The 23,375-nt window shown below is 60.4% G+C and carries 25 protein-coding genes; 10 read left to right on the forward strand and 15 right to left on the reverse strand.

The features are described 5' to 3' along the window. Positions 1–397 precede the first annotated feature (397 nt). Both J0X15_RS06690 and J0X15_RS06695 read left to right on the forward strand, forming a co-directional pair. Positions 398–2,206, forward strand: a complete 1,809-nt coding sequence (locus J0X15_RS06690) for a tetratricopeptide repeat protein (RefSeq protein WP_206939088.1) — start codon at positions 398–400, stop codon at positions 2,204–2,206. A gap of 26 nt (positions 2,207–2,232) precedes the next feature. Beyond that, positions 2,233–3,177, forward strand: coding sequence for a 4-(cytidine 5'-diphospho)-2-C-methyl-D-erythritol kinase (locus J0X15_RS06695; RefSeq protein WP_206939089.1), 945 nt, complete (start codon positions 2,233–2,235; stop codon positions 3,175–3,177). A 1,077-nt stretch (positions 3,178–4,254) separates the two neighbouring features. Here J0X15_RS06695 and J0X15_RS06700 read toward each other — a convergent pair. Next, positions 4,255–5,271, reverse strand: a complete 1,017-nt coding sequence (locus J0X15_RS06700; RefSeq protein ID WP_408015326.1) for a polyprenyl synthetase family protein — start codon at positions 5,269–5,271, stop codon at positions 4,255–4,257. Between the two features lie 173 nt (positions 5,272–5,444). Here J0X15_RS06700 and J0X15_RS06705 point away from each other — a divergent pair, with 173 nt between their 5' ends. Then, positions 5,445–5,684, forward strand: coding sequence for a putative signal transducing protein (locus J0X15_RS06705; RefSeq protein ID WP_206939090.1), 240 nt, complete (start codon positions 5,445–5,447; stop codon positions 5,682–5,684). Beyond that, the gene (locus J0X15_RS06710; protein ID WP_206939092.1) at positions 5,678–6,520 is read left to right on the forward strand and encodes a tRNA1(Val) (adenine(37)-N6)-methyltransferase; all 843 of its coding nucleotides are present in this window, start codon (positions 5,678–5,680) and stop codon (positions 6,518–6,520) included. Before J0X15_RS06705 ends, J0X15_RS06710 begins: the two co-directional genes overlap by 7 nt. 38 nt (positions 6,521–6,558) lie before the next feature. Here the strand turns inward: J0X15_RS06710 and J0X15_RS06715 are convergent, their stop codons facing one another. Continuing rightward, positions 6,559–6,831 carry an usg protein gene (locus J0X15_RS06715; protein ID WP_206939094.1) on the reverse strand — a complete coding sequence of 91 codons (273 nt, stop codon included), beginning with the start codon at positions 6,829–6,831 and terminating at the stop codon, positions 6,559–6,561. 113 nt (positions 6,832–6,944) lie between these two features. Beyond that, positions 6,945–7,853, reverse strand: coding sequence for an NAD(P)/FAD-dependent oxidoreductase (locus tag J0X15_RS06720; protein WP_206939096.1), 909 nt, complete (start codon positions 7,851–7,853; stop codon positions 6,945–6,947). Positions 7,854–7,984: 131 nt separating this feature from the next. Between J0X15_RS06720 and J0X15_RS06725 the strand changes: the two genes are divergently transcribed. Beyond that, on the forward strand, positions 7,985–8,464 hold the full coding sequence (locus J0X15_RS06725) for an RrF2 family transcriptional regulator (protein ID WP_206939098.1): 480 nt from the start codon (positions 7,985–7,987) through the stop codon (positions 8,462–8,464). Positions 8,465–8,474: 10 nt separating this feature from the next. Here J0X15_RS06725 and J0X15_RS06730 read toward each other — a convergent pair whose 3' ends face one another. After that, complete coding sequence (locus J0X15_RS06730) at positions 8,475–8,903, reverse strand: rhodanese-like domain-containing protein (protein ID WP_408015333.1); 429 nt, start codon at positions 8,901–8,903, stop codon at positions 8,475–8,477. Positions 8,904–8,990: 87 nt separating this feature from the next. On the opposite strand from J0X15_RS06730, the gene ftrA reads away from it, so the two are divergent. Then, on the forward strand, positions 8,991–9,983 hold the full coding sequence (gene ftrA / locus J0X15_RS06735; RefSeq protein WP_206939101.1) for a transcriptional regulator FtrA: 993 nt from the start codon (positions 8,991–8,993) through the stop codon (positions 9,981–9,983). Here the strand turns inward: ftrA and J0X15_RS06740 are convergent. Continuing rightward, positions 9,947–10,390 (reverse strand): c-type cytochrome, encoded by a 444-nt coding sequence (locus J0X15_RS06740; RefSeq protein ID WP_231710303.1) that lies wholly within the window; start codon positions 10,388–10,390, stop codon positions 9,947–9,949. The genes ftrA and J0X15_RS06740 overlap by 37 nt on opposite strands. A gap of 213 nt (positions 10,391–10,603) precedes the next feature. Here J0X15_RS06740 and J0X15_RS06745 point away from each other — a divergent pair, with 213 nt between their 5' ends. Further along, entirely contained in the window at positions 10,604–11,557 is a 954-nt protein-coding gene (locus J0X15_RS06745) for an AAA family ATPase (RefSeq protein WP_206939102.1), read from the forward strand. A gap of 3 nt (positions 11,558–11,560) precedes the next feature. Next, positions 11,561–12,778, forward strand: coding sequence for a vWA domain-containing protein (locus J0X15_RS06750; protein ID WP_206939103.1), 1,218 nt, complete (start codon positions 11,561–11,563; stop codon positions 12,776–12,778). Here J0X15_RS06750 and J0X15_RS06755 read toward each other — a convergent pair. The 9 genes from J0X15_RS06755 to J0X15_RS06795 all read right to left on the reverse strand — a co-directional run bounded on the left by J0X15_RS06755 (position 12,775) and on the right by J0X15_RS06795 (position 20,361). Further along, positions 12,775–13,494, reverse strand: coding sequence for an LrgB family protein (locus J0X15_RS06755; RefSeq protein ID WP_206939104.1), 720 nt, complete (start codon positions 13,492–13,494; stop codon positions 12,775–12,777). The two genes, J0X15_RS06750 and J0X15_RS06755, sit on opposite strands and share 4 nt — an antisense overlap. A 2-nt stretch (positions 13,495–13,496) precedes the next feature. Beyond that, the gene (locus J0X15_RS06760) at positions 13,497–13,853 is read right to left on the reverse strand and encodes a CidA/LrgA family protein (RefSeq protein WP_206939105.1); all 357 of its coding nucleotides are present in this window, start codon (positions 13,851–13,853) and stop codon (positions 13,497–13,499) included. A gap of 89 nt (positions 13,854–13,942) precedes the next feature. Further along, positions 13,943–14,446, reverse strand: a complete 504-nt coding sequence (locus tag J0X15_RS06765; RefSeq protein ID WP_206939106.1) for a L,D-transpeptidase — start codon at positions 14,444–14,446, stop codon at positions 13,943–13,945. A 420-nt stretch (positions 14,447–14,866) separates the two neighbouring features. Beyond that, the gene (locus J0X15_RS06770) at positions 14,867–15,967 is read right to left on the reverse strand and encodes a branched-chain amino acid ABC transporter substrate-binding protein (RefSeq protein WP_206939321.1); all 1,101 of its coding nucleotides are present in this window, start codon (positions 15,965–15,967) and stop codon (positions 14,867–14,869) included. A 176-nt stretch (positions 15,968–16,143) separates the two neighbouring features. Beyond that, the gene (locus J0X15_RS06775) at positions 16,144–16,512 is read right to left on the reverse strand and encodes a DUF6867 family protein (protein ID WP_206939107.1); all 369 of its coding nucleotides are present in this window, start codon (positions 16,510–16,512) and stop codon (positions 16,144–16,146) included. 11 nt (positions 16,513–16,523) lie between these two features. Then, positions 16,524–17,255 (reverse strand): ABC transporter ATP-binding protein, encoded by a 732-nt coding sequence (locus J0X15_RS06780; RefSeq protein WP_331461885.1) that lies wholly within the window; start codon positions 17,253–17,255, stop codon positions 16,524–16,526. Continuing rightward, the gene (locus tag J0X15_RS06785; protein WP_206939108.1) at positions 17,252–18,097 is read right to left on the reverse strand and encodes an ABC transporter ATP-binding protein; all 846 of its coding nucleotides are present in this window, start codon (positions 18,095–18,097) and stop codon (positions 17,252–17,254) included. The genes J0X15_RS06780 and J0X15_RS06785 overlap by 4 nt, the downstream gene beginning before the upstream one ends. Beyond that, entirely contained in the window at positions 18,094–19,428 is a 1,335-nt protein-coding gene (gene livM, locus J0X15_RS06790; protein WP_206939109.1) for a high-affinity branched-chain amino acid ABC transporter permease LivM, read from the reverse strand. Before livM ends, J0X15_RS06785 begins: the two co-directional genes overlap by 4 nt. A 3-nt stretch (positions 19,429–19,431) precedes the next feature. Further along, a complete protein-coding gene (locus tag J0X15_RS06795) occupies positions 19,432–20,361 on the reverse strand; it encodes an ABC transporter permease subunit (protein ID WP_206939111.1) in 930 nt (309 codons plus the stop codon). Between the two features lie 436 nt (positions 20,362–20,797). Between J0X15_RS06795 and J0X15_RS06800 the strand changes: the two genes are divergently transcribed. Together J0X15_RS06800 and J0X15_RS06805 are read left to right on the forward strand one after the other, a co-directional pair. Further along, the gene (locus tag J0X15_RS06800) at positions 20,798–21,334 is read left to right on the forward strand and encodes a flavin reductase family protein (RefSeq protein ID WP_209015119.1); all 537 of its coding nucleotides are present in this window, start codon (positions 20,798–20,800) and stop codon (positions 21,332–21,334) included. Positions 21,335–21,420: 86 nt separating this feature from the next. Next, on the forward strand, positions 21,421–22,431 hold the full coding sequence (locus J0X15_RS06805; RefSeq protein WP_206939113.1) for a P1 family peptidase: 1,011 nt from the start codon (positions 21,421–21,423) through the stop codon (positions 22,429–22,431). A gap of 42 nt (positions 22,432–22,473) precedes the next feature. On the opposite strand, the gene map is transcribed toward J0X15_RS06805, so the two are convergent. Beyond that, the gene (map, locus tag J0X15_RS06810; RefSeq protein ID WP_206939115.1) at positions 22,474–23,223 is read right to left on the reverse strand and encodes a type I methionyl aminopeptidase; all 750 of its coding nucleotides are present in this window, start codon (positions 23,221–23,223) and stop codon (positions 22,474–22,476) included. Positions 23,224–23,375: the final 152 nt, after the last annotated feature.

Raw genomic sequence — 23,375 nt, forward strand, 5'->3', positions numbered from 1 at the left:
CCGCTTGTCGCCGCCCGTCAATTCGGACGTGCCTATCAGTTTGCACTGCACATTCCTGCTATGGCGAACCTGAGGAAACAAGTCTTTTTTCGTCGTATACGCTCTTGTACAGGTGCTTATCGGGGCACGGAGAGTCCCAGCTTTCAACGCCTTAAATCAATTTATGTCCGGCTTTTGCATTTTCCCGCTTTTCCTTGCCGGGCGGCCTTAAACAAGCCATTGTCACCGCAATACTGGACGTGAGCTGTCTAAAAGTGGCCGAAAGTGCCGCTGGACTTTGAAAATTTGTGCGACATCCCGTCGAGAAACGTGACAATTCCAGGACTTGTCACTGTACTGCGTAGGCAGATCTGCCAGAATCGCACGCGACGGGCCCCGCATCAGAATGTGAGGTGATATGGACGACCTGTGCCGAGCGACCCGGTCCTTTTTCCGCAAGACTGCATCCCTGAAAACTCTTGCCACCGCCGGCTTTCTGCTCGCCGCCGTGAGCCCCGCTGCACTGGCCCAGACCACAGCCTCCGATACGGCCACTCTGGCCCAGGAAGGCACGCCGCTCGACCTTCCGTTGACCTTGTCCGGCAGTTATCTGTCTGCCCTTCTGGCAACCGAAGCCCAGGATTATTCGCGCGCCGCCGCCTTTTACGAGGAAGCGCTGGCCGCCGACCCGCACAATCAGGTCCTGCTTCTGCGCACCTTTCTGTTCAAGCTGGCGAATGGCGACATCCGCGAAGCCCTGAACTATGCACAGGATCTGCAAGACACCTCACCGAATGACTATATCCTCCTGCTGGCGCGGCTGACCCAGGGTGCCGATGCCCTGCTGAGCCAGCGCTATGAGGAAGCCGATGCCCTGCTGCAGACGGAAGGCACCGACGCCATGAGCGTCCTGGCCCTGGGGATTTCCAAGGCCTGGGCGGAGTTTGGCACTGGCAACACCAAGGCCGGACTGACAACTCTGGATGAGCTGGAAGGACCCGACTGGTTCACCGCTTTCACTGCAACCCATCAGGCGTTGCTGGCCTTTGCCGCCGGTGACGTTGAAACCGCGCGCACCCACATCGAGGAAGCCCACGCAGCCGACAAGGGCGCCATCCGGGTGGTCGACACCTATGCGCGCATTGTCGATGCCGCTGGCGACAAGGCCAAAGCGCTGGAAGTTCTCGATGAATACAACAAGCTTCTGCACGGTCATCCGCTTCTGGATGCAACCCGCAAGGCCATCGAAAGCGGCACCAACAAGGGCCCGCGCATAGCCACTGCCGCCCAGGGCATGGCCGAAATCCTTTACGGGCTCGGCTCGGAGATCGGGCGCGATACAGCCAGCGACCTGTCGTCAGCACTGCTGCAGCTGGCACTCTACCTCGATCCGGAAGCAGCCTTCTCTGCCGTCGCCCTGGCCAGCCAGTATGAGCGCCGAGGCCAGCCGGCCCGTGCCATCGAAGCCCTCAAGCGCGTGCCGGACGGCTCACCTCTGAAGCGTCAGGCGGAAATTCAGATCGGTCTGAATTTCAACCACATGGACAAGGTGGACGAAGCCCGCGCCCATCTCAGCGCCCTGATTGCCGCAAACCCCAATGACATCGACCCGATGATGTCATTGGGCAACATCCTGCGCGCCCACAAGCTCTACGAAGCCTCTGAGCAAGCCTATGATCAGGCCATCGGGACATTGTCCTCGATCTCGCAGAATGACTGGAGCCTGTTTTATTTCCGCGGCATCTGCCGCGAGCGTCTGGACAAATGGGACGCCGCAGAAGCCGACTTCCGCAAGGCACTGGAGCTGTTCCCCGAGCAGCCACATGTGCTGAACTATCTCGGTTACTCCCTTGTCGACAAGGGGATGAAGCTTGATGAAGCGCTCAACATGATCGAGACGGCTGCCAAGCTGCGCCCGAAGGACGGTTACATCATCGACAGCCTCGGCTGGGTCTACTACAAGCTCGGCCGCTATGAAGATGCCGTGGAAGAACTGGAGAGAGCCGTCGCAGTGACTCCGGCAGATCCGGTGATCAACGACCATCTGGGTGACGCCTATTGGAAAGTCGACCGCAAGCTGGAAGCCCGGTTCCAATGGAGCCATGCCCGCGATCTTGATCCGGAGCCGGACGAGCTGCCGAAGATCCTGGAAAAGATCGCCAATGGACTGCAGCCAGCCTCCGGCCCGGATGAAGCCAAGGCTGAAACCAGCCCCAACGGCGGCTGACCCTTTCGGCGGGCGGCACGGCACATATGACATTGGACACGACTGAAACGACATCAGGCGCGGAGGAATTCGCGCCCGCAAAGGTCAATCTGGCCCTGCACATCACCGGCCAGCGCGCCGATGGCTACCACCTGCTTGACAGTCTGGTGGTTTTTCCCAGGATCGGCGACCGGCTGACAGCCTCAAAGCATCAGACAGCTGTTTCGCCCATGGATCAGCCATCCGCGACAGCCACTGACGCGCGCAAAGCACTCCATCTGACGCTCGAAGGCCCGTTTGGTTCTGAATTGCAGCAGACAGACAGCGCCGACAATCTGGTCATCCGCGCCTTTCAGGCCTATTGCACCGCCGTCTCCTGCAATCTGCCTGACGTTTGCCTGCGCTTGCAGAAAAACCTGCCGGTCGCCTCCGGCATCGGCGGCGGGTCGGCAGATGCTGCCGCAGCCCTTCGACTGGCCGCCCGACTGACCGGACGAAGCCTGCCGTCTCGCGACCTGCAGAAGATGGCACTCACCCTCGGCGCCGACGTACCCGTCTGCCTGACCGCCACCCCCATGCGCATGTCCGGCATCGGTGAGATACTGTCGCTCCTGCCCCCACTGCCCGCCATGGGGATGGTGCTGATCAATCCGGGTGTCGGCGTTTCCACACCCGCGATCTTCAAGGCGCTCGACCGACGTGACAATCCGCCCTTGCCGAAACTCCCCCCACGTTTTGCCGACCTGGACGGCCTGATGGCCTATCTGCAGCAGACCCGCAACGACATGCAGGAGGCAGCCGAACAGCTCTGTCCGGCGATTGCTGATGTGGTCGCCGCCCTCAACGCCCAACCGCAAACCCTGCTCGCCCGCATGTCTGGCTCCGGCGCCACCTGCTTTGCCCTTACCCGCCCCGGCACCGAAACCACCCTGGCAACCGACCTCCGGCAGGCCCATCCCTCCTGGTGGATCACCTCCGGGTTGCTCGGCTGAGGCTAGGCTCTCCGCCCAAACCGTCCCGAACGCGCCCACGCCTTGGCCCCGGGTTGGGGCAAGGCAAAGGTCTTCGCCCCCTGCACACACCCCAACGTCTCCCTCTCCTCCGTCATTCTCGTGCCTGACCCGAGGATACATGCCGTTCCATCGCCACGCACTCAGGCTGTGCCGAGACGTGAGGTAACGGCATGGATGCCATGGTCAAGCCATGGCATGACGCAGGTGAGGAAGCCCGGTGCCGGGAAATCTAACGAAGAAACACGCCTCCGCTGTCCCGGCCTTGAGCCGGGACCTAACACACGCATCATATCTGCGCTTTGGCAGTGAAAGCAGATCCCGGATCTTGGTCCGGGACGGCAGAGACGTCGGCAAACCTCAGGCATCCCGCCCCAAGCCCCCCCTCCGTCATCCTCGGGCTTGACCCGAGGATCCATGCCGTTCCGTTTCCACGCACTCAGGCTGTGCCGAGACGCGAGGTAACGGCATGGATGCCATGCTGGTCTTCCGTTTGGGCCATGGCGTGACGCTGGGTGGGGCATATGAAGTGCCAGCGAACTTGAGAACTGCAAGCGGTAGCGCTGCTGTCCTCTGCACCGCTAAAATCGCCCACCTCTCGGGCTCACCGATCCCGGCTCTGCGCTTGGGCTTGGCCGGGATGACGATGGCGGGCGTTTAAGACGACAAACTCACCCTCGCACCCCACCTCTCCTGCGTCATTCCGCACGCAGCGCGAGCGAAGATGCGGAACCGGTGAGCCCGCATATTCCCTTGTGTGGCACGGCGAACCTCAAGCCCCCCCTCCGTCATCCTCGGGCTCGACCCGAGGATCCATGCCGCTCCGTTTCCACGCACTCAGGCTGTGTCGAGACGTGAGGAAGCGGCATGGATGCCATGGTCGGGCCAAGGCAGGGCGCGGGTGGGGAAAAGTAAAACAGCCGGAAGCCGCCACACGCAGCGCAAGCGGAGAGCCAGAAGCGGTGGGCGACGGGCCTAACCTGGGAAGCAGGCCCAAAAAGCAAAAAAGCCCGGCAAGGAACCGGGCTTTTAATCAGACGTGGCGTGAAGTCAGATGATCTAGCTGACGCGGGCAACGCAGAAGGCGACGGCGTCGGCCAGCGCGCCTTTGTGCGGGCCATCGGGCAGACCCTCCAGTGCAGCCAACGCACCGGCGCCGTAGGCTTTGGCACGCTCCACCGTCTCGGCAATGGCACCATGGCTCTTCAAGAGATCAATGGCGCGATCGAGATCACCGTCCTGAATGTCGCCGTCTTCCAGACAGCGTTTCCAGAAGCTTCGTTCCTCGTCGGTGCCGCGCGCAACCGCCAGCACGATCGGCAGGGTGATCTTGCCTTCGCGGAAATCGTCGCCGACGTCCTTGCCCAGGTCTGCAGCCGATCCGCCGTAGTCCAGAGCATCATCGACAAGCTGAAAGGCCAAACCGAGCTGCATGCCGTAATCTCGGGCAGCCGCCTTCATCTCAGCCGACTGGTCGGCAATCACCGGACCGACTTCCGCAGCCGCCGCAAACAGCGCTGCGGTCTTGGCTTCGATCACCCGCAGATAATCTTCCTCGGTGGTGGTGATGTCCTGCGCGGCGCCAAGCTGAAGCACCTCGCCCTCGGCGATGATAGCAGACGCCTCTGACAGGATACGCAGCGCTTCCAGCGATCCGACATCGACCATCATCTTGAAGGCCTGTCCGAGCAAATAGTCGCCGACCAGAACGCTGGCCTGGTTGCCCCACAGCTTGCGGGCCGCAAGCTTGCCCCGACGCATGTCGCTTTCGTCGACCACGTCATCATGCAGCAGCGTTGCCGTGTGCATGAATTCGACGCTGGCAGCCAGGGTCACATGCCCCTCACCGCGATAACCGAACATGTCGGCCATCGCGAGGGTGAGCATCGGCCGCAGCCGTTTGCCACCAGACGAGATGAGATGGGTTGCGATTTCCGGGATCAGCTCCACATTGGAGCCGGCCTTGGAGAGGATGATCTGATTCACCTGCTCCATGCCCCCAACCACGAGGTCGACCAGCGGCTGGATGGAGGGAGAAGACGATGGGTTTTCAGTCAAGCTTGCGGCGAGCGGCACCTGTGGCACTCCTTGTTCACTTTGGGCGGGACAATATGGCGGGAGGAGAGCCGGGGCAAGAGAGCAGGCGGTTGACAAGGCGTTGAAATGCGTCCAGCAGCTTTTTTCTCGACCTTTTCCCCCTGATTGACTGAATATGGGTCAATCAATGCCCCTCTTCCGCAAGGACACCCATGCGAGAAATCGTCCGAACCAACGACATCGTGCTTATTTCCCTTCTCGAATCCCTGTTCAAGGAAGCCGGGATCGAGCACCTCGTCGCCGACGGCAACATGAGCATTCTGGAAGGATCCATGTCGATGATCCCCCGCCGGGTGCTGGTGCTGGACGAGGATGAGGCAACGGCCCGCCGCCTGATCGTCGATGCAGGCCTAGAAAAGGAACTGCGCCCCGCAGGCGATGGCGGATGGTAAGCAGCGGGGAAGACCCCTTGCGCGCTCGGGGCAATGAACCAGCAACAGACAGTCTGGATGGTCCGACGACCTATGATGCGTTCCTCGGCGGTCAGGTGCATCTGCGCCAGCCCGCCAAGGGCCGTCACCGCGCCGGGATGGACGCCGTCTATCTGGCCGCAGCCCTGCCCGATCAAACCAGCGGCCATGTGGTCGATCTGGGGTCCGGCGTCGGCACCGCCGGCCTGTGTGCCGCAGCAAGACTGCAGACGATCCATGTCACTCTGGTGGATGTGGACCCGCTGGCGCTGGATCTGGCGCAGCAGAACCTCAATGACCCGGCCAACGCCGCCTTCGCGCAGCGGACCAAGGTGATGACTGCCGACATCACCGCCAAGGGCACCCTGCGCCATGCATCCGGTCTCACGCCCGGTCTGGCAGACCATGTCATCATGAACCCGCCGTATTATGAGAGCGACCGATTTCGCGCTTCGCCTCAGTTGGCCCGCGCCGGGGCGCATATGCTGGACGCACGGGGTCTGGATCCCTGGACACGAACGGCTTCCGATATCCTGGGCAAGGGCGGCTCACTGACAGTGATCTTCCGTGCCGATGGGCTGCAGGAGCTGTTGAACGCCATGGTTGGCCGCTTCGGGGCAATCGACATCATCCCGCTGCGCCCCCGCGCTGAGGCACCAGCGACCCGGGTGCTGGTGCGAGCGGTGCGCGGCAGTAAGGCACCGTTGCAGCTGCTTCCGGGTTTCGTCATCCATCAGGACAACGGTTCGGACTTTACCACACAGGCCCGCTCAGTCATGCGGGACGGCCAGGGGTTGGGACTGAGCCCCCGTCGCTAGGGGTGTTGGCCAAGCTCCAGCCCCACCTGCCTATCTGTTCAATTGAGCAGAAGTTCGCCCTGGAGATAACGGAAATCGCAGGGCTTCAGCAGCCTCTCGTGAGCAACGCGCACCGAATGAATCGGCCCTTCGATTTGCTTGTCCCAGAAGTGAAGGAACCGCGACAGTTCGGGAAAGTCCGGCGCTTTATCCTCCGTCTGCCACAAAAAGCTCTGCAGGAAGGCCGGATGATCAGGCATTCGGTAGAGAATTTCAGCAGTGAGCAGACCAAAGCCTTCGAGACGTTTCAAAAAGTCCGGACTTACGCGCATGAGAGCCTCGCTTTCTTCCAGACCTCAAGCCTAGAGGATTCGCTCAATTCGTCAATTTAGATAAATAAAGCAATTGTTTAGCAGCATATCCTGATGAGTGCTGCCAAGATTCCTCAAAACACGAGTGACTGATGGGCGCTGACCCCTGCCAGAACGCCAGCGGCAGACGCGAGTGTCGCGTTCTGCGGCCCGGCCACCATGTCTCCGGCAGCAAAGACACCCGGTACCGAGGTTTCCTTCAAGCTGTTCACCACCAGACCAGGCCCGCCCATTCCTTCTGTGGTTTCCAGCTCAAGAGCCTCCGTCAGCGGCGAGGAGATCTCGCTCTTGGGAGCAATGAAAAGTGCCTCCAGCTCAATCCGGCGTCCATCTTCAAGCGCAACCTGTTCGATCTGACCGTTGGCACCGACAAGCTTTCTGATCGGCGACATCTCGATGGTGACACCCGCTTGCTCCAGTGCCATAAGGTCTATCGGATCGAAGGCGATGCCCTGCTCGCGAAAGAAGGTGACCTTTCCCCAATCTGTCACCAGCCGGGCCTGATGCAGCGAGCCAGCCGTACGTCCCAGCACACCCAGCCGCTCACCACGGATTTCATAGCCATGACAATAGGGGCAGTGCAGCACCGATTTCCCCCAGAAATCGCCTATACCTGCAATATCAGGCAGTCGATCGCGAACGCCTGATGCAAGGATCAGCCGGCGTCCGGTAAAGGCTTGGTTATCCGCAAGGCCCACCTGAAAGCCATCCAGTTTCCCCGAAGCGCTTACTGCGGTTCCTTCGACAAATCGAACCGTAGGATAGGTGAGAAGCTGACTGCGTGCCTGGGCCAGCATGTCTGCGGGAGCCCAGCCGTCCATGCCGAAAAAGCCGTGAGAATGCGGCGAGAAGCGATTTCGCGGCTCGCCTGCATCAATCACCAGAACCTGGCGCCGGGCACGCGCCAATTGCATCGCTGCGGATAACCCGGCGAAGCTTCCGCCAATGACGACTACGTCGAATTTTGTCTCTGTCTGGCTCATGACGAACGTCCCACTTCACATCAAGTAACATCAATAGTTACTAAATAGGAGCAGCACTCTTCTCTCGCAACCTTTCTTGTTACAGAAATTCACATCCGTTAGGATCAACGGCAAATCAGACAGGACACCAGATGCGCCGAGACAGCCGCCTATCCCGCACACTTCACCTGCTCTTGCACATGGAGCGGTTTGCCCAGCCCGCCACCTCCGAACATCTGGCCGGCATGCTGCAGACCAATCCGGTGGTCGTGCGTCGCATGATGCAAGGATTGAAGGCGGCCGGGCTGGTGCAGGCCGCGCGCGGCCACGGCGGCGGCTGGACGCTCGGTCGGCCTTTGGTCGAGATCACGCTGCTCAACGTGCATGAAGCCCTGGGATCGACCGTCGTCTTCAACATCGGCCTGTCGGAAGACGATCCGAAGTGCCTGGTAGAACAAGCAGTTAAAGCCCGCCTTTCAGATGCGATGGAAGCGGCCGAGAAAGAACTTCTCGACCGTTTTGCCGGTATCACTCTGGCCGAGATCTCGCAGGATTTCGAAGAGCGGATGCAGGGCCTTGGTCTGGATGCCGCCCTTCCGCCCATCTGCCAGCCCCCCGCAGCCAAGGGCTGACACCACCTCGTCAAAGCAGATCAGCAAGCTTGCCCACCTCTCCCCCTTGAGCAAACGGCAGGCCTTCATCGGCCCAACCGGTGATGCCACCGATCATCAGCTTGACCGGACGACCGAGCGACGCCAGCTTGAACGCGGCCTTGTCGGCTCCATTGCAATGCGGTCCGGCGCAATAGACCACAAACAGCGTCTCCTTCGGCCATTCGGCCATCCGCGCCTCGGAGATCTCACGATGCGGCAGATGGATGGCCCCGGGAACATGGCGCCGCGCATAGGCTTGCGGAGTGCCGACACAATGCAGCAGGACGAATTCAGCCGTGCCGGATTTCAGCGCTGTCGCTACGTCATCGCAATCGGTTTCCACCGACAGGCGATTGCCGAAGTGAGCGATAGCCTGGTCGGAGGAGGCAGCGGGGTAGCGGGTTACTTCACTCATGATCGTCTCCGGATCTCTTTCACCTGACACCAATCTACCCAGCCGCGGCCCGCTTGACCTTTGGCATAATATCCACTTATCGTAAAAATCATGCCAAAACAGACCGTCTCCTATCCGCCCCCTTCGCCGCTCGTCGTTGCATTGGCCTATGACGGCTTGTGCATGTTCGAATTCGGCCTCGCGGTGGAGGTCTTCGGCCTGTCTCGTCCAGAAATGGGGAACGACTGGTATCGCTTTGCTGTCGCCTCTGCAGATGCAGGCGAATTGCACACGACAGCCGGCTTGCGGCTTTCCGTCGATGGAGGATTGGAACTGTTGGAACAGGCCGGCACCATCATTGTCCCTGGCTGGCGTTCGGCCGATGCGCCCGTCCCCAACGAGCTGAGAGACGCGCTGCGGGCGGCGCATCAACGCGGGGCGCGGCTTATGTCGATCTGTTCCGGCGTCTTCGTGCTGGCCGCAACAGGGCTGCTGCACGGCAAAAAGGTCACCACCCACTGGCGCTATACGGAGAAGCTGGCCGAGCGACACCCGGAGCTGACCATCGTGCCGAATGTGCTTTACGTCGATGAGGGCCAGATCCTGACCTCGGCAGGCAGCGCCGCCGGCATTGATCTCTGCCTCCACCTGATCCGGCGCGACAAGGGGGCGGAAGCTGCCAATTCCGTCGCGCGACGACTTGTTGTCGCCCCGCATCGCGATGGCGGTCAGGCGCAGTTTCACGCCGCCAGCGTTCCCCATCCCAGCGAGAGCAGTCGACTCAGTCCGGTATTCGATATTTTGCGCACCGAGCTGGGGCAGGCTCACACGGTGTCCAGTCTGGCGAAGCGCGCAGGCATGAGCGAGCGGACCTTTCTGCGGCGGTTTCAGGCGGCCACCGGCGTCACCCCCGCCCGTTGGCTGCTGCAAGAGCGCCTGCGCAGCGCCCGTGCCCTGCTGGAAGGCAGTCTGGACCCGGTCGAGACCATCGCCGAGACCTGCGGGTTCGGCAGTGCCACCAACCTGCGCCATCATTTTCGCCGCGAATTGCAGACAACGCCGACAGCTTACCGCGCCAGCTTTTCTGTACTGGAAGCCGTCTGAATACTCTGCAGATAGCTCAGAAAGTCCTCGATTTCCTCCGGCTCCAGAACAACCTCCGGCATGTCGGGATGGGCCGTCACGATACCTTCGGCCAGCGCTTCCGCCAGAGTCTCGATGGGATAAAGCTGCGACAGCTGGCGAAACTGCGGCGCTTGCGAGAGCGCGCTGTCCCCCGTGGTGCCAACCGCATGACATCCAGCACAGGCTTCTTCGGCAAAGGCCTGACCTTTCGCAGGATCTCCTGTGAATTTCTCCACGTCTGCCGCGCGCGCCCCGACAAGCGCAATAGAGGCAACTGTCGCTAAAGCAGCTGCCAGCATTCCGGCGGCCACAAACGACCGCAGACAGCGCCAGACCTGCTGCACCAAACGCCCGTTTTCGAACCGATAGACCACTTCAACCATCATCAATGCCTCCTCAGATGATCGGAAGATGGCAGATCGGCAAAGCCCAACATTAATTCAGATCAATTTCCGCTGATAAACTGTGTGATTTCCCGTCTCGCCCCGCTGCATCCTGTCTCCCACCCGGTTGCCAAGTCCGGCCAAGGCGCTAATCTCACAGGCCAGAGGAACGCCCCCAAACAGGCCCGTCTCAAGAGGCCAGACCCAGAGAGTTTCATGTCCGACCCACATGCCCCGGCAGCCCTTCCCAGCAGTATTGAGCAAACCCTTCAGCTTCTGACTGGCGCTGGCTACGTCGCCGACCGCGCCCTTGCCACCGTGCTGCACCTGTCCCTGCGCATGGGCAGACCACTGTTTCTGGAAGGCGAGGCCGGGGTCGGCAAGACAGAGATCGCCAAGGTGTTGTCTCAGACCCTGGGCCGCGATCTGATCCGGCTGCAGTGTTATGAGGGGCTGGATCTGGCTGCCGCCGTCTATGAATGGAACTACCCTGCCCAGATGGTGGAAATTCGCGTCTCGGAAGCGGCCGGCGATACCGATCACACCAGCCTGTCCAAATCAATCTTCGAGGACCGCTTTCTGATCAAACGACCGGTCCTTCAGGCTTTGGAACCCTCCTTGAAGGGACCTCCGGTTTTCCTGATCGATGAGCTGGATCGTGCCGACGAAGCGTTTGAGGCGTTTCTGCTGGAGGTGCTGTCCGAGTATCAGGTCACGATCCCGGAGCTGGGCACGATCAAGGCCGAAGAGCCGCCCATCGTTATCATCACCACCAACCGAACCCGCGAGATACATGACGCCTTGAAGCGCCGGTGTCTCTATCATTGGGTCGACTATCCGAATGCCGAGCGTGAACTGGAAATCGTCCGCACGAAAGTCCCGGGCGCTTCTGACGTGCTCACGGGCGAGATTGTCGCCTTCGTCCAGAAACTGCGCGCTGAAGACGACCTGTTCAAACAGCCCGGCGTCGCCGAAACCCTCGATTGGGCGACGGCCCTGTCGGAACTCAACGAAATTGCCCTCGACCCGGATATGGCCACGGATACCCTCGGCGTGCTGCTGAAATATCAGGATGACATCGAGCGCGTCCGCGGCTCCCGCCTGAAACAGATCATCGACGAGATACGCAAGGAAGACCCGAACAAGGCCCAGCCCATGCCGATGGTGTGACGCATGAGCTCTGATCAGGCCCACGACGGAAAACTGCTCGACAACATCGTGTTTTTCGCCCGCACCCTGCGCAAGGCCGGACTGCCGGTCGGCCCGGCCACGGTGGTGGATGCGGTGCGCGCAGTGGAGGTGGCGGGCCTGCGGAACCGCGAAGACCTCTATTGGACGCTGCATTCGGTCTTTGTCGCCAAGCGCGAGCATCGGGAGGTTTTCGACGAGGCCTTCCGCATCTATTGGCGGTCGCGCGGGCTGGTTGAAAAAATGATGGCAATCCTCTCGCCGATTGCCCCGCCGCGTGGCACACCCGAGCCGCCCAAGGCCGCCCAGACCCGCGTGTCTCAGGCCTTCGATGCCCGCCAGCAGGAAGCCAGCGAGAGCGTCAAACCGAAGATCGAGGTCGACGCCAGGTTCACGGTCTCCGGCCAGGAGAAACTGCAGAACAAGGACTTCGCCCAGATGACGGCGGAGGAGCTGGAAGCGGCACGCCGGGCCCTTGCGCGCCTGTCCCTGCCCCACGACCGACTGAAGCAGCGACGGCTGGTGCCTGCGGCCTCCGGCAAGATCGATCCGCGCCGCTCGATGAAGGCTTCGATGCGGGCGGGCGGCGACGTCATTGCGCTGCGCTATCGCACCCGCCAGGAAAAGCCACCGCCCTTGGTGGCGCTGTGTGACATTTCAGGCTCGATGAGCCAGTATTCCCGGCTGTTCCTGCATTTCCTCCATGCCATCACCGAGGAGCGCCGACAGGTTCACACCTTCCTGTTCGGCACACGCCTGAGCAATGTCACCCGGCACCTGAAGCAGAAAGACCCGGATGTGGCGCTCAACGCCTGCACATCGGATGTGCGCGACTGGTCGGGCGGCACCCGGATCGCCAGCGCCTTGCGGGATTTCAACGTCCACTGGTCGCGCCGGGTGCTGTCCGGCAATCCAACGGTCCTGCTGATCACCGATGGATTGGAACGCGATACGGATGAGGATCTGGCCCGCGAAATGGACCGGCTGCACCGCTCCTGCCGCAAACTGGTCTGGCTAAACCCGTTGCTGCGCTTTGACGGGTTTGAGGCCAAGGCCCGTGGCATTCGCGCCATGCTGCCGCATGTCGATGAATTCCGCTCTGCCCACTCGCTCAACGCGATTTCAGACCTTGTCGCAGCCCTGTCCTCGGACACGACCAATAAACAGCTCAAGCTGCCGAAAGACTGGCTGAAAAGCGCCTAGAAGAACCAGGTCCACAGCAGCGGCAGCAGGATTGCCGTGGCAAGCGCGTTCAGTCCCATGGCCAGGCCGGAAAATGCTCCGGCCAGCTCGCTGACCTGAAACGCCCGCGCCGTGCCGATGCCATGCGCCGCAGTCCCCATCGCAAGGCCGCGTGCGGCCATGTCCTTCACCCCAATCAGATTGAGCACCAGCGGCCCAAGAGCGGCGCCGATGATCCCGGTCAGGATAACAAGCACCGCCGTCAGCGACGGCAAGCCGCCGAATTGCTCTGAGATACCCATCGCCACCGGTGCCGTCACCGACTTGGGCGCAATCGAAATCAGGGTTTCGCGCGAGGCGCCCAGCAGCATCGCGATGCCGACCGCCGTGATCATCGCCGTCAAAGACCCCGCCAGCAGGCTGACGGCAATCGCCAAAGCCGATTTGCGCACCCGTTCGATCTGCCGATACAGCGGCAAAGCCAGTGCGACCGTCGCCGGCCCAAGCATGAAATGGACAAATTGCGCGCCCTCGAAATAAGTCGCATAGCTGGTGTCCGTCAGTAGCAGAATGCTGACCAGCACAATCACGGCAATAAGCACCGGATTCAAAAGCGGATGAAAGCCGGCCATGCGGTAGATCCAGAAACCGAGCTGATATGCGGCCAAGGTCAGGGTCAGCGCAAGCAGCGGGCTGGTCGCCAGATAGACCCAGACCTCACGGAGATCGCCGCCCATACTCAGCGCTCCCCGTCCGAATGGCCGGGCTTGGCAAGCGCCTGCATGATCAGCGCCGTCACCGCGATGGTGACAAGCGTGCTGCCGATCAGAGCTGCGCCAATCGCCAGCGCCTGCTCACCGATGAGGGCGACATGCAGCATGACGCCGACACCGGCGGGCACGAAAAGCAGAGAGAGATTGGCCAGCAGCGTATCGCCGACCTGAGCCAGCGCGTCGGGAATGCGCCCCTTCACCAAAAGCCCCGCCAACAACAGCACCATGCCGATCACCGGACCGGGCACCGGCAATCCGAGAGAGACCTTCAACAGCTCTCCAGCAAGCTGGCAGGCAAAAATAAGCGTGAGATAAAACAGCATGGCATACGATCTCTCGGGCGGAATTGCTTGCGCCAGAGTGAAACCGTCCTGCCGTCATGGCAAGTCAATGCAGGCGACCAGCCCTGAACTCAGTTGACAGCCAACACCGGCGTGCGGACGCTCACGCGCTGATACAGATCGGAAATATCGCGGTTGGACATGCGAATGCAGCCGTAGGAAACGGCACGGCCAATGCTGCCGGGACGATTGGTGCCGTGGATGGCGAAGTTGCCATTGGAAAGCGTCATGGCGGCAACGCCCATCGGATTGTTCGACGCGCCTCCCTTGATCAGCCTTGGAATATTCGGATGATCCCGGCGCACCTCATTTGAGGGCGACCAGTCCGGCTTGACGTATTTGGCCGTAATGAAAGCCTGTCCTGTCCAGGACTTGCCGCGTTTGCCAACCGCAACGGAATAGCGGATTGCCTTGCCACCACGCAAAACGAGATAGAGCTTCTTCTGGGAGTTTTTGATCAGGATCGTGCCGGGGCGAACGCTGCGGTCATTAAATCCGACGAGTTCGGCGGCCTGACCTGCGGACACTGCGAACAGGCCATAGAGCAGAGTGGCAATAAAGAAAAAGGCTTTCATGTCTACGCAGCCCTCACTGGGTAAGTGCGGACAATTTAAGACGAAAGCCTCATCAGAATATAGGCGGCGGCGCGCAAATCACGAATCAGAGTTAATCCGCCATCCGCTGCGCCGGCTGCTTGGGGAAAGCTGTATTTCGCTTTCAAGGCGCAGTGTCATGCAATGCCGAGAAAAGACAAAATGGCAAAGACAACAACAACCAGGCCGACCAGATAAATAATACCGTGCATTTTCATCTCCATATGTTCGGTTCACATTGGAAATGGCGGTAGGGCTGTAAGGTTCCCGTTCAAATCGGACAAAATAGCTCTGCAGATTTTTCACCCAGCCAGATGAGGGCTCCGGAATGTCAAAAGCCCCGCCCGGAGACCGGGCGAGGCCTTGTGAGTTTTTGTCTTTCAAGACAAAGGCTTGAGCAACTTACTTGTAGTCGTAGTTGCCGTCTTTCCACTCGTACCAGACATAACCCGGCAAGGTGACATCGCCCTTGTCATCAAAGGACAAGCTGCCAAGAACGGTTGAAAATTCGCCGTCGTTCAATGCTCCGACAAGCTCTTCATAGTCGGTTGAACCGGCCGTACTGGCGGCCTGGGCAAACGCCTGGATCGCTGCATAGGTGTAGAGCGCATAGCCCTCCGCCGTCTTGCCGGCATCTTCCAGAGCCTTCACCACCGGTGCCGCTTCAGCGTTTTTCCGCGGATCCGGAGAGAAGGTCATCAGGGTGCCTTCACCGGCAGGGCCGGTGATCGACCAATACTCATCCGTGACCAGCGCATCACCGGAGACGAGGATGGTCTCCATGCCCTGATCCACCATCTGGCGCTTGATGAGCCCCGCTTCGGTGTGATAGCCGCCGACATAAAGCACATCGACATTTTCAGACTTTAGCTTGGACACCAGGGCGGTGTAGTCCTTTTCACCCGCCGTGAAGGCTTCGTAGAGGACTTCGTCCTTGCCGGCTGCGTTCATGACTGCCTTGGTCGCATCGGCCAGACCCTTACCATAAGCGGTCTTGTCCTGGATGATGGCGATGTTCTTGTCTTTGAACTCGCTTGCCAGATATTCACCGGCGACCTGGCCCTGCTGGTCATCACGACCACAGACACGGTAGGTGCCCGGTCCCGGGCGCTCATCGGTAAACTTCGGGTTTGTCGAGGCCGGAGAGATCTGCACGATGCCTTCTTCAGCATAGACAGCACTGGCCGGAATGGATGAGCCGGAGCAGAAGTGACCGGCCATGAAGACCACGCCCTTGCCGACCATCTGGTTGGCAACAGCAACCGCCTGCTTCGGGTCGCAGGCATCGTCGCCGACTTCCAGAACCAGCATTTCACCGTTGACGCCGCCAGCAGCATTGATGTCGGCGACGGCCTGTTCGGCACCGGCCTTCATCTGCGCACCGAAGGAAGCGTACTGACCGGTCATCGGGCCAGCGGTCGCAATTACGATGTCTGCCAAAGCCGCACCGGACATGGTCATGCCCGTGACAGCTGCTACACCTGCCAAAAGATACTTCTTCATCATATTACTCCCCTGGTTCCAGCACTAATTCTGGACCACAGTTTGACGGAAAATGCCGCCTGGAAGCGCCTACCGCTTCCGATTTTGGCCCACAGGTCAGAGCTTGTTATATCTTTTGCCCTGACTGTTGGACCGGTTCCCCATTGGCGCTGGACGCACCTCTGGTATCTCTCTGATCAACTGTCCGCGTAGCGATCTTCCTGGCCGGCCTTGAGGCGCCAGGAGAACGGGCTCGTCTTTTCATAGAGCCAGACATATTGCGTAGTCATCTGCGTGGTTCGGGCGAGCCGCCATCCAAGCAAGGCAATCGCGCCGAGCACCACGTAATCGACCAGAAAATACTGTGCTGACAGCAAGGGCTCCTCAAACAGGGCGAAGCTCAAGAACCGCACGGCAAGCGTCAACAAGACGATGAACCAGGCAAGGACCGGAAGAGGTCGCCAGGTGATGGCCACAGCCCGTCCCGTGGCCCAGGCGGCTCCTCCGCCGAGGATCAGCACAAGAACGAGAAAAACCGAAAAACTGGACGCGTAGAGAACACCCATCATCAAACCTCCTAATGCGCCCCGCCTTCGAGATAGGCAGCCTTCACATCGTCGCGGGCCAGCAGTTCCTTGCCTGTGCCGGACATGGTGATCTTGCCGTTGACCATGACGTAGCCGCGATGGGCCAGCTTCAGGGCGTGATAGGCGTTCTGCTCCACCAGGAAGACCGTCAGACCGTCGCCTTGGTTCAGGTCCCGGATGGCATCGAAGATCTGCTTGACGATCAACGGTGCCAGACCCAGCGACGGCTCATCCAGCAGCAAGAGCCGCGGCTTCGACATCAGCGCGCGGGCAATGGCAAGCATCTGCTGCTCCCCACCCGAAAGCGTGCCCCCGCGCTGGTTCTGACGTTCCTTCAAACGCGGAAACAGATCGAAGACCCGCTGCAGACTGCCGTCCACGTCGGCGTTGCTCGCGGTTTCTGCCCCCATGATCAGGTTTTCCATGACGCTCATGCGCGGGAAGATCCGCCTTCCTTCGGGCGATTGGGCAATCGACTTGCGCATGATCTCGTGGGTCGGCAGACCGGTGATCTCCTCGCCATCGAAATACACCTGACCGGAGGTGGCCTTCGGCGACCCGCAGATCGTCATCATAAGCGTCGACTTTCCAGCCCCATTGGCGCCGATCAGCGTGACGATCTCACCGGAAGCGACGGAAAGATCCACGCCCCGGAGGGCGACAATCTTGCCATAATGCGTGACGACATCACGAACGTCGAGCAGGGGTTGAGAGGTACTCACAGGCCCACCTCCTCTTCCACTTCCTCAACTTCGTCATCTGGCACGCCGAGATAGGCGGCGATCACCTTCGGATCGCTTTTCACCTGATCCGGTGTTCCGTCAGAGATCTTCTCGCCGTAATCCAGAACCACCACGTGGTCGGAGATTTCCATCACGACGCTCATGTCATGCTCGATCAGCAAAATGGAAGTGTCGTGCTCGTTGCGAATGTCGTTCAGCAACATGTTGAGCTCGGCGCTTTCCCGCGGGTTCAAGCCCGCAGCCGGTTCGTCCAGACACAGAAGCTCTGGCCCCGAACACATGGCCCTGGCGATTTCCAGCCGGCGTTGATCGCCATAAGGCAGATCAGCAGCAGGTGCATCGGCCCGGTCGACCAGATTGGTTTTCTCCAGCCAGTAGCGGGCCTTTTCAACGGCCTGCTTTTCTGCCGACTTGAAGCCTGCCAGACCGAAGATGCCGCCGAACGTGAAGCCCGACGCCAACATCAAACGGTTGTGCTGAGCCACCATCAAGTTCTCCAGCAGGGTCATGCCGCCGAACAGCCGGATGTTCTGAAAGGTGCGTGCCACCTTGGCTTTTGCGGAAATCTTGAAATCCGCCATTTGCTCCAGCAGAAAATGCTCGCCGTTGGAGCGGTTCATGACGATGCGGCCTTCCGTCGGCTTGTAAAAGCCGGTGGCACAGTTGAAGACCGTGGTCTTTCCCGCGCCATTCGGGCCAATCAGAGCAGTGATATCGCCGCGCCCGACATTGAAGGAGAGGTCGCCGACGGCAACCAGACCGCCGAAGCGCATGGTCAGATGCTCGATGGCCAGCACCGGGTTTTCGTTCCACTGGGTCATCCGTGGCCCTCCTGAACGAGGTCGGCACTGATGACGCTGGCCTTGCCTCCGCTGAGCGCAATGGAGGGGCGGCGCACCGAAATCAGTCCGCGCGGACGCCACACCATGATGACAACCATCAGCAGACCGAAGACCAGCATGCGATACTCTTCCAGGCCACGAAAGAACTCGAATCCACCGATCATCACCACGGCAGCAATGACGACGCCGATCTGACTTCCCAGCCCGCCGAGCACGACGATGGCGAGGATGACGGCGGATTCGATGAAGGTGAAGCTTTCCGGCGAAATGAAGCCCTGCCGCGTGGCAAAGAACGACCCGGCAAAGCCGCCAAACATCGCCCCAAGCGCAAACGCCGTCAGCTTGGTGTTGGTGGTGTTGATGCCCAGCGAGCGGCAGGCGATCTCGTCTTCACGCAAGGCCTCCCAGGCCCGCCCGATCGGCAGTTTTCGCAGGCGCATGGTGACGAAGTTGGTGACCAGCGCCATGATCAGGATCAGATAGTAGAGAAAGATGATGCGATGGATGGAAGAGTATTCCAGCCCGAAGACATCGGCAAAACCTCCCTCCCCGCGCTCAAACTCGATGCCGAAGAACGACGGGCGCGGAATGCCGGTGATGCCGTCCGGACCGCCGGTGAACTCGTACCAGTTCAACAGCACCACACGGATGATCTCACCGAAGGCCAGCGTTACAATGGCCAGGTAATCGCCCCGCAACCGCAGCACGGGAAACCCCAGAATGATGCCCCAGAAGGCGGCCAGGATACCGGCAAGCGGCAGACAGACCCAGAAGGAGAAGCCGAAATACTGGGCCAGCAGCGCGTAGGAGTAAGCCCCGACCGCGTAGAAGGCGACGTAGCCGAGGTCCAGCAGACCGGCGAGCCCCACGACGATGTTCAGTCCCCAGCCCAGCATCACATAGGTGGTCACCAGAATCGCCAGATCGAGATACTGACGCGAGCCACGCGACCCCAGCCAATAGGTCAGCAGGAATGGCAGGACAACGGCCAGGACCAGGAAGATCGGCATGGCGTATTTGCCCAGCCCGACGACAGAGCTGGCCTTGGGAATGAAGCTGCCAAGGGTCCGGGTGACCGGCGTATCGGCTTTCCAGACGAACAGATTAAGCAGCAACCGACCGGCGAAGACAACGGCCACTGCGATGCCCACCGCGCCCCAGCGATAGGTAATGCCGAGCTGGCCACCCAGACCGGTTGCCACATCGGCCTGCATACCGATCATCAGCGAGAAAAGCGCCAGCGCGATCAGGCCACCGACAGCGGCATCCTTGGCACAGCTGACAAGAAAACTCTCTTGTGGTGCGGACATGGCTCAGACCTTCTCCACTTCCGGCTTGCCGAGCAGGCCTTCGGGCATGAAGATCAGCACGATGGCGAGGATCGAAAAGGCCGCCACGTCTTTGTATTCCACCGAGAAATAGCCGGACCAGAAGGTCTCGATCAGACCGATCAGCAGCCCACCGAGCATCGCGCCGGGCAGCGACCCGATGCCGCCGAGGACAGCAGCGGTGAAGGCTTTCACACCGGCCAGGAAGCCGATGTAGAAGTCGATCACCCCGTAATACAGCAGGAACAACAGGCCGGCGACGGCAGCAAGTGCTGCGCCCATGACGAAGGTCAGCGAAATCGTCCGGTCAACATTGATGCCGAGCAGTGACGCCATCTTGCGATCCTGCTCGCAGGCTCGCTGAGCCCGCCCGAGCGACGTCTTGTTGATCAGCAAGGTAAAGCCGATCATCAAGAGCGTGGTTACGACAATGATCAGGATTTGCGAATAGGACAGCTGCACGATGAAGCCATCGTCGCTGCCCTCTGTAAGAGTAAACCCACCGGGGATCAGCGGCTGCAGCGGCTTGTTGCGCGCGCCCTGTGAGATCTGAACGAAATTCTGCAGGGCGATAGACGCGCCAATCGCAGTGATCAAAGGGGCCAGCCGGAATGATCCGCGCAAGGGACGATAGGCGATCCGCTCAACGGTCCAGCCCCAGACAGACGTCAGCGCCATCGAGATGATCAGCACCCCGATCAGTGCGAGGATCAGCAGACCGATCGGCAGGCTGGCGGTAATTCCGAAAGCGACGATCAGGATCAGGGACAGAAACGACCCCACCATGAAGATATCGCCATGGGCAAAATTGATCATGCCGATGATCCCGTAGACCATCGTGTAACCAATGGCGATGAGCCCGTAGATTGAGCCCAGTGTGACCCCATTGATCAGCTGCTGGAGGAAATATTCCATCTTGCTGCAGTCCCCTGAGAGTGGCTTGTGCCATCTGTCTTGTCGTTATTGTGCCCAAAGTGTTAGCAAGCGAAATTCTCCAGCACAACTTCCCAATCTCGAGTCTTGGAAATTTTTTAACGCCAGAGATACACAGACATGCCTCATGTTTCAATAATCGCATCAGAATAGAAATATTTCCGCTTGACCGACATTTTCAGGAAAATTTTTGCACGGTAAACGTGTGCGCCGCACCCAAGACCGTCGCAGGCTGGAGATTGCACCGGCAAGCGCTATTCAGTAGATCATGAAGGAGAGAGGAGACCCGACCGACCGACAGCCGGAAAGTGTCGCAGGGATCACCGAATTCACCCTCGCGACTGCGCCGGCGTGATGACAAAAATGCGCCCGGGCCCAACTGATCCGGCAAGCGTCGACACCAAGGAGCGTCTCTTTCTTGACCAAAGAGCCAACACGTCCGAACGAACCCGACCAGGCAGCACTGCGCCCGCTCGACAGCGAGACCTTTCGAGAAGCCATGAGCCGGATTGCATCCGCCGTGCATCTGGTTACGACCGATGGCCCTTCAGGCCGCGTCGGCGCAACGATCTCCGCCATGTGTTCGGTCAGTGACGACCCGGCGAGCATTCTGATCTGCGTCAATCGGGACAGCCGCCTGCATGAGGCGCTGCTGGAAAACCGCTGCTATTGCCTCAATACCCTCGACCCGACTCATGAGCCGGTTTCCGACATTTTCGCCGGCCGTGGCGAACCCGACATGGAGCGGCGCTTTGACAATCTGCAGTGGATCAGCCTCGCGACGGGAAGCCCGGCCCTGGCCAATGCCAAGCTGAGTGTCGACTGCACCCTCGAGACAGTCACCGAGGCCGGAACCCATTCCATTTTCGTCGGACGCGTCGCAGATATTCGTCTGAACGAAGATGGTCATTCCCTGCTCTATGTCCGGCGCGGCTACCAGACCCTGCTGAAATAACTCGACGGCTGCAGCGCCCGCACGATAGGCTCCATGTCCCTTTGGCATCGTCGACTGCAAGTTCGGCGCAACCGTCGAGAGTTTTCATGCGACATGGACCGCGGAACCTGATCAGTGATGTGCCTGGCCTGCAGGTCGGCAATTCCGAGGATCGGGAGCTGAAGTCCGGCGCCACGGTCATTCTTCCCGACGAGCCTGCCGTCACCTCGGTCGCCATCCATGGTGGCGCGCCCGGCACCCGCGAAATAGCCCTTCTGGAGCCGGAACAGACTGTCTCCGCTGTCGATGCCATCGTGCTGGCCGGCGGCTCGGCTTTCGGCCTGGATGCCGGCGCCGGGGTTCAGGGGCGGCTTGCCGAAATGGGCCGTGGCTATGCGGTCGGTCCGGTACGGGTCCCCATCGTGCCCAGCGCAATCCTTTTCGATCTGCTGAACGGCGGCTCAAAGGACTGGGGCGGTGAACCGCCCTACCGCGACCTGGGACGCCTCGCCCTGGACAATGTCAGCCATGACTTTTCGCTGGGATCCTTTGGTGCGGGAACCGGCGCAACCACTGCCAATCTGAAGGGAGGGCTGGGCTCTGCCTCTCAGGTTCTCGACAGTGGAATAACCGTCGGAGCGCTGGTCGCCGTCAACGCGCTGGGCCGCGCCACCATGGGCGACAGCGCCCATTTCTGGGCCGCCCCATTTGAAATGAATGATGAATTCGGTGGTTTGGGCCTGCCAAACGGAATTCCGCCCGACACCGCAGCTGTGCGCACCAAACTGGACGGGCTGAAGTCTGGCGCCAACACCACAATTGCCACCGTCGCAACAGATGCCATTCTGACCAAGGCCGAAGCCAAGCGGCTGGCGGTGATGGCGCACGACGGTCTGGCACGTGCCCTCTGGCCGGCCCACACGCCACTGGATGGCGATCTGGTGTTTGCCATGTCCACCGGCAAGCGCGAGCTGCAGAACCCGATGAGCGATCTGGTACAGCTGGGCGCCGCGGCAGCCGCCTGTCTGGCCCGCGCCATCGCCAGAGGGATCTACCACGCAGAGCCAGCGCCCGGCGATCCGGTACCAACATGGAAGCAGAAATTTCAGAAAGACTAGTCTGCCCGCCAGTGACGGGCTGTCAGCACGCTTCTACCAGCCTCAGCCGGGAAGCGTGACGATGATGGCGCCCTTGTCTGTCGCAACCACCGTATGCTCGTACTGCACGACCGGTGCCGCCGGTTCGCTGTAGAGCGTCCAGCCATCCTCGCCGCTTTCGGCAAAAAGTCCACCCTTGGACAGAAACGGCTCGACAGTCAGCACCAGCCCCTTGTTGATCTTGCGTCGTTCGCTGCGGTCCGGCCACGTCGAGATCTCTTCCGGGTATTCATGCAGCGAACGTCCAACGCCGTGGCTGGCGAGATTGCGGATCAGCGTATAGCCCTGCTTGTCGGCAAAGGCGCCGATCGCATTGCCGATGCCCGCAAGCGGCTTGTCTGTTGCCACCTGGGCGATACCAATCTGGGTCGCACGCTTGCCCGCTCTGCACAGGCGCTCCTGCCAAGTCTGGGATGGCGGCATGCGGAAGGTGGCGCCGGTATCGGCAAAATAGCCGTCCTTGGAGGCAGACACATCAATATTGACGAGATCACCCCGCGCCAGCACGCGCTCGCCGGGAATGCCGTGAGCGATTTCCTCGTTAACGCTGATGCAGGTCGCGCCGGGAAAATCATAGGCGGATTGCGGTGCTGAAATTGCCCCTTCCCGCTCCAGAAACGCAGCACCGATCTCATCCAGCTCGCGGGTTGTCATGCCCGGCTCCAGCGCCTTTGCCATTGCTTCCATGGCATTGGCAACGATCTTGCCGATTTCCTTCAGGCCATCGAGTTCTTCTTCCTGGGTGACGGTCATGCGTTGCAGCTTTCGTAGACAGCGCCCACAGTCCTACGCATGTAGGCCCGTGCGACGCTTTCAGCCTCATAGAGGGCAATAGAGAATTGGAGCAAGGTTTCTTCGGTTTTTTCCAGTCAGTCAACCCGGCCGAGCTTGATCGAAACGTCGCT

Source organism: Roseibium limicola, from assembly GCF_017313085.1.
Taxonomy (GTDB): Bacteria; Pseudomonadota; Alphaproteobacteria; order Rhizobiales; family Stappiaceae; genus Roseibium; species Roseibium limicola.

What these genes read in the sequence shown, in the direction of transcription:
- J0X15_RS06720 (WP_206939096.1), bottom strand. Translation starts at nt 7,853, where the DNA reads ATGAGCCAGACAGAGACAAAATTCGACGTAGTCGTCATTGGCGGAAGC.
- J0X15_RS06710 (WP_206939092.1), top strand. Translation starts at nt 5,678, where the DNA reads ATGGTAAGCAGCGGGGAAGACCCCTTGCGCGCTCGGGGCAATGAACCA.
- J0X15_RS06775 (WP_206939107.1), bottom strand. Translation starts at nt 16,512, where the DNA reads ATGGGTGTTCTCTACGCGTCCAGTTTTTCGGTTTTTCTCGTTCTTGTG.
- J0X15_RS06705 (WP_206939090.1), top strand. Translation starts at nt 5,445, where the DNA reads ATGCGAGAAATCGTCCGAACCAACGACATCGTGCTTATTTCCCTTCTC.
- ftrA (WP_206939101.1), top strand. Translation starts at nt 8,991, where the DNA reads ATGCCAAAACAGACCGTCTCCTATCCGCCCCCTTCGCCGCTCGTCGTT.
- J0X15_RS06785 (WP_206939108.1), bottom strand. Translation starts at nt 18,097, where the DNA reads ATGACCCAGTGGAACGAAAACCCGGTGCTGGCCATCGAGCATCTGACC.
- livM (WP_206939109.1), bottom strand. Translation starts at nt 19,428, where the DNA reads ATGTCCGCACCACAAGAGAGTTTTCTTGTCAGCTGTGCCAAGGATGCC.
- J0X15_RS06745 (WP_206939102.1), top strand. Translation starts at nt 10,604, where the DNA reads ATGTCCGACCCACATGCCCCGGCAGCCCTTCCCAGCAGTATTGAGCAA.
- J0X15_RS06690 (WP_206939088.1), top strand. Translation starts at nt 398, where the DNA reads ATGGACGACCTGTGCCGAGCGACCCGGTCCTTTTTCCGCAAGACTGCA.
- J0X15_RS06770 (WP_206939321.1), bottom strand. Translation starts at nt 15,967, where the DNA reads ATGAAGAAGTATCTTTTGGCAGGTGTAGCAGCTGTCACGGGCATGACC.
- J0X15_RS06715 (WP_206939094.1), bottom strand. Translation starts at nt 6,831, where the DNA reads ATGCGCGTAAGTCCGGACTTTTTGAAACGTCTCGAAGGCTTTGGTCTG.
- map (WP_206939115.1), bottom strand. Translation starts at nt 23,223, where the DNA reads ATGACCGTCACCCAGGAAGAAGAACTCGATGGCCTGAAGGAAATCGGC.
- J0X15_RS06805 (WP_206939113.1), top strand. Translation starts at nt 21,421, where the DNA reads ATGCGACATGGACCGCGGAACCTGATCAGTGATGTGCCTGGCCTGCAG.
- J0X15_RS06765 (WP_206939106.1), bottom strand. Translation starts at nt 14,446, where the DNA reads ATGAAAGCCTTTTTCTTTATTGCCACTCTGCTCTATGGCCTGTTCGCA.
- J0X15_RS06750 (WP_206939103.1), top strand. Translation starts at nt 11,561, where the DNA reads ATGAGCTCTGATCAGGCCCACGACGGAAAACTGCTCGACAACATCGTG.
- J0X15_RS06725 (WP_206939098.1), top strand. Translation starts at nt 7,985, where the DNA reads ATGCGCCGAGACAGCCGCCTATCCCGCACACTTCACCTGCTCTTGCAC.
- J0X15_RS06695 (WP_206939089.1), top strand. Translation starts at nt 2,233, where the DNA reads ATGACATTGGACACGACTGAAACGACATCAGGCGCGGAGGAATTCGCG.
- J0X15_RS06795 (WP_206939111.1), bottom strand. Translation starts at nt 20,361, where the DNA reads ATGGAATATTTCCTCCAGCAGCTGATCAATGGGGTCACACTGGGCTCA.
- J0X15_RS06755 (WP_206939104.1), bottom strand. Translation starts at nt 13,494, where the DNA reads ATGGGCGGCGATCTCCGTGAGGTCTGGGTCTATCTGGCGACCAGCCCG.
- J0X15_RS06740 (WP_231710303.1), bottom strand. Translation starts at nt 10,390, where the DNA reads ATGATGGTTGAAGTGGTCTATCGGTTCGAAAACGGGCGTTTGGTGCAG.
- J0X15_RS06760 (WP_206939105.1), bottom strand. Translation starts at nt 13,853, where the DNA reads ATGCTGTTTTATCTCACGCTTATTTTTGCCTGCCAGCTTGCTGGAGAG.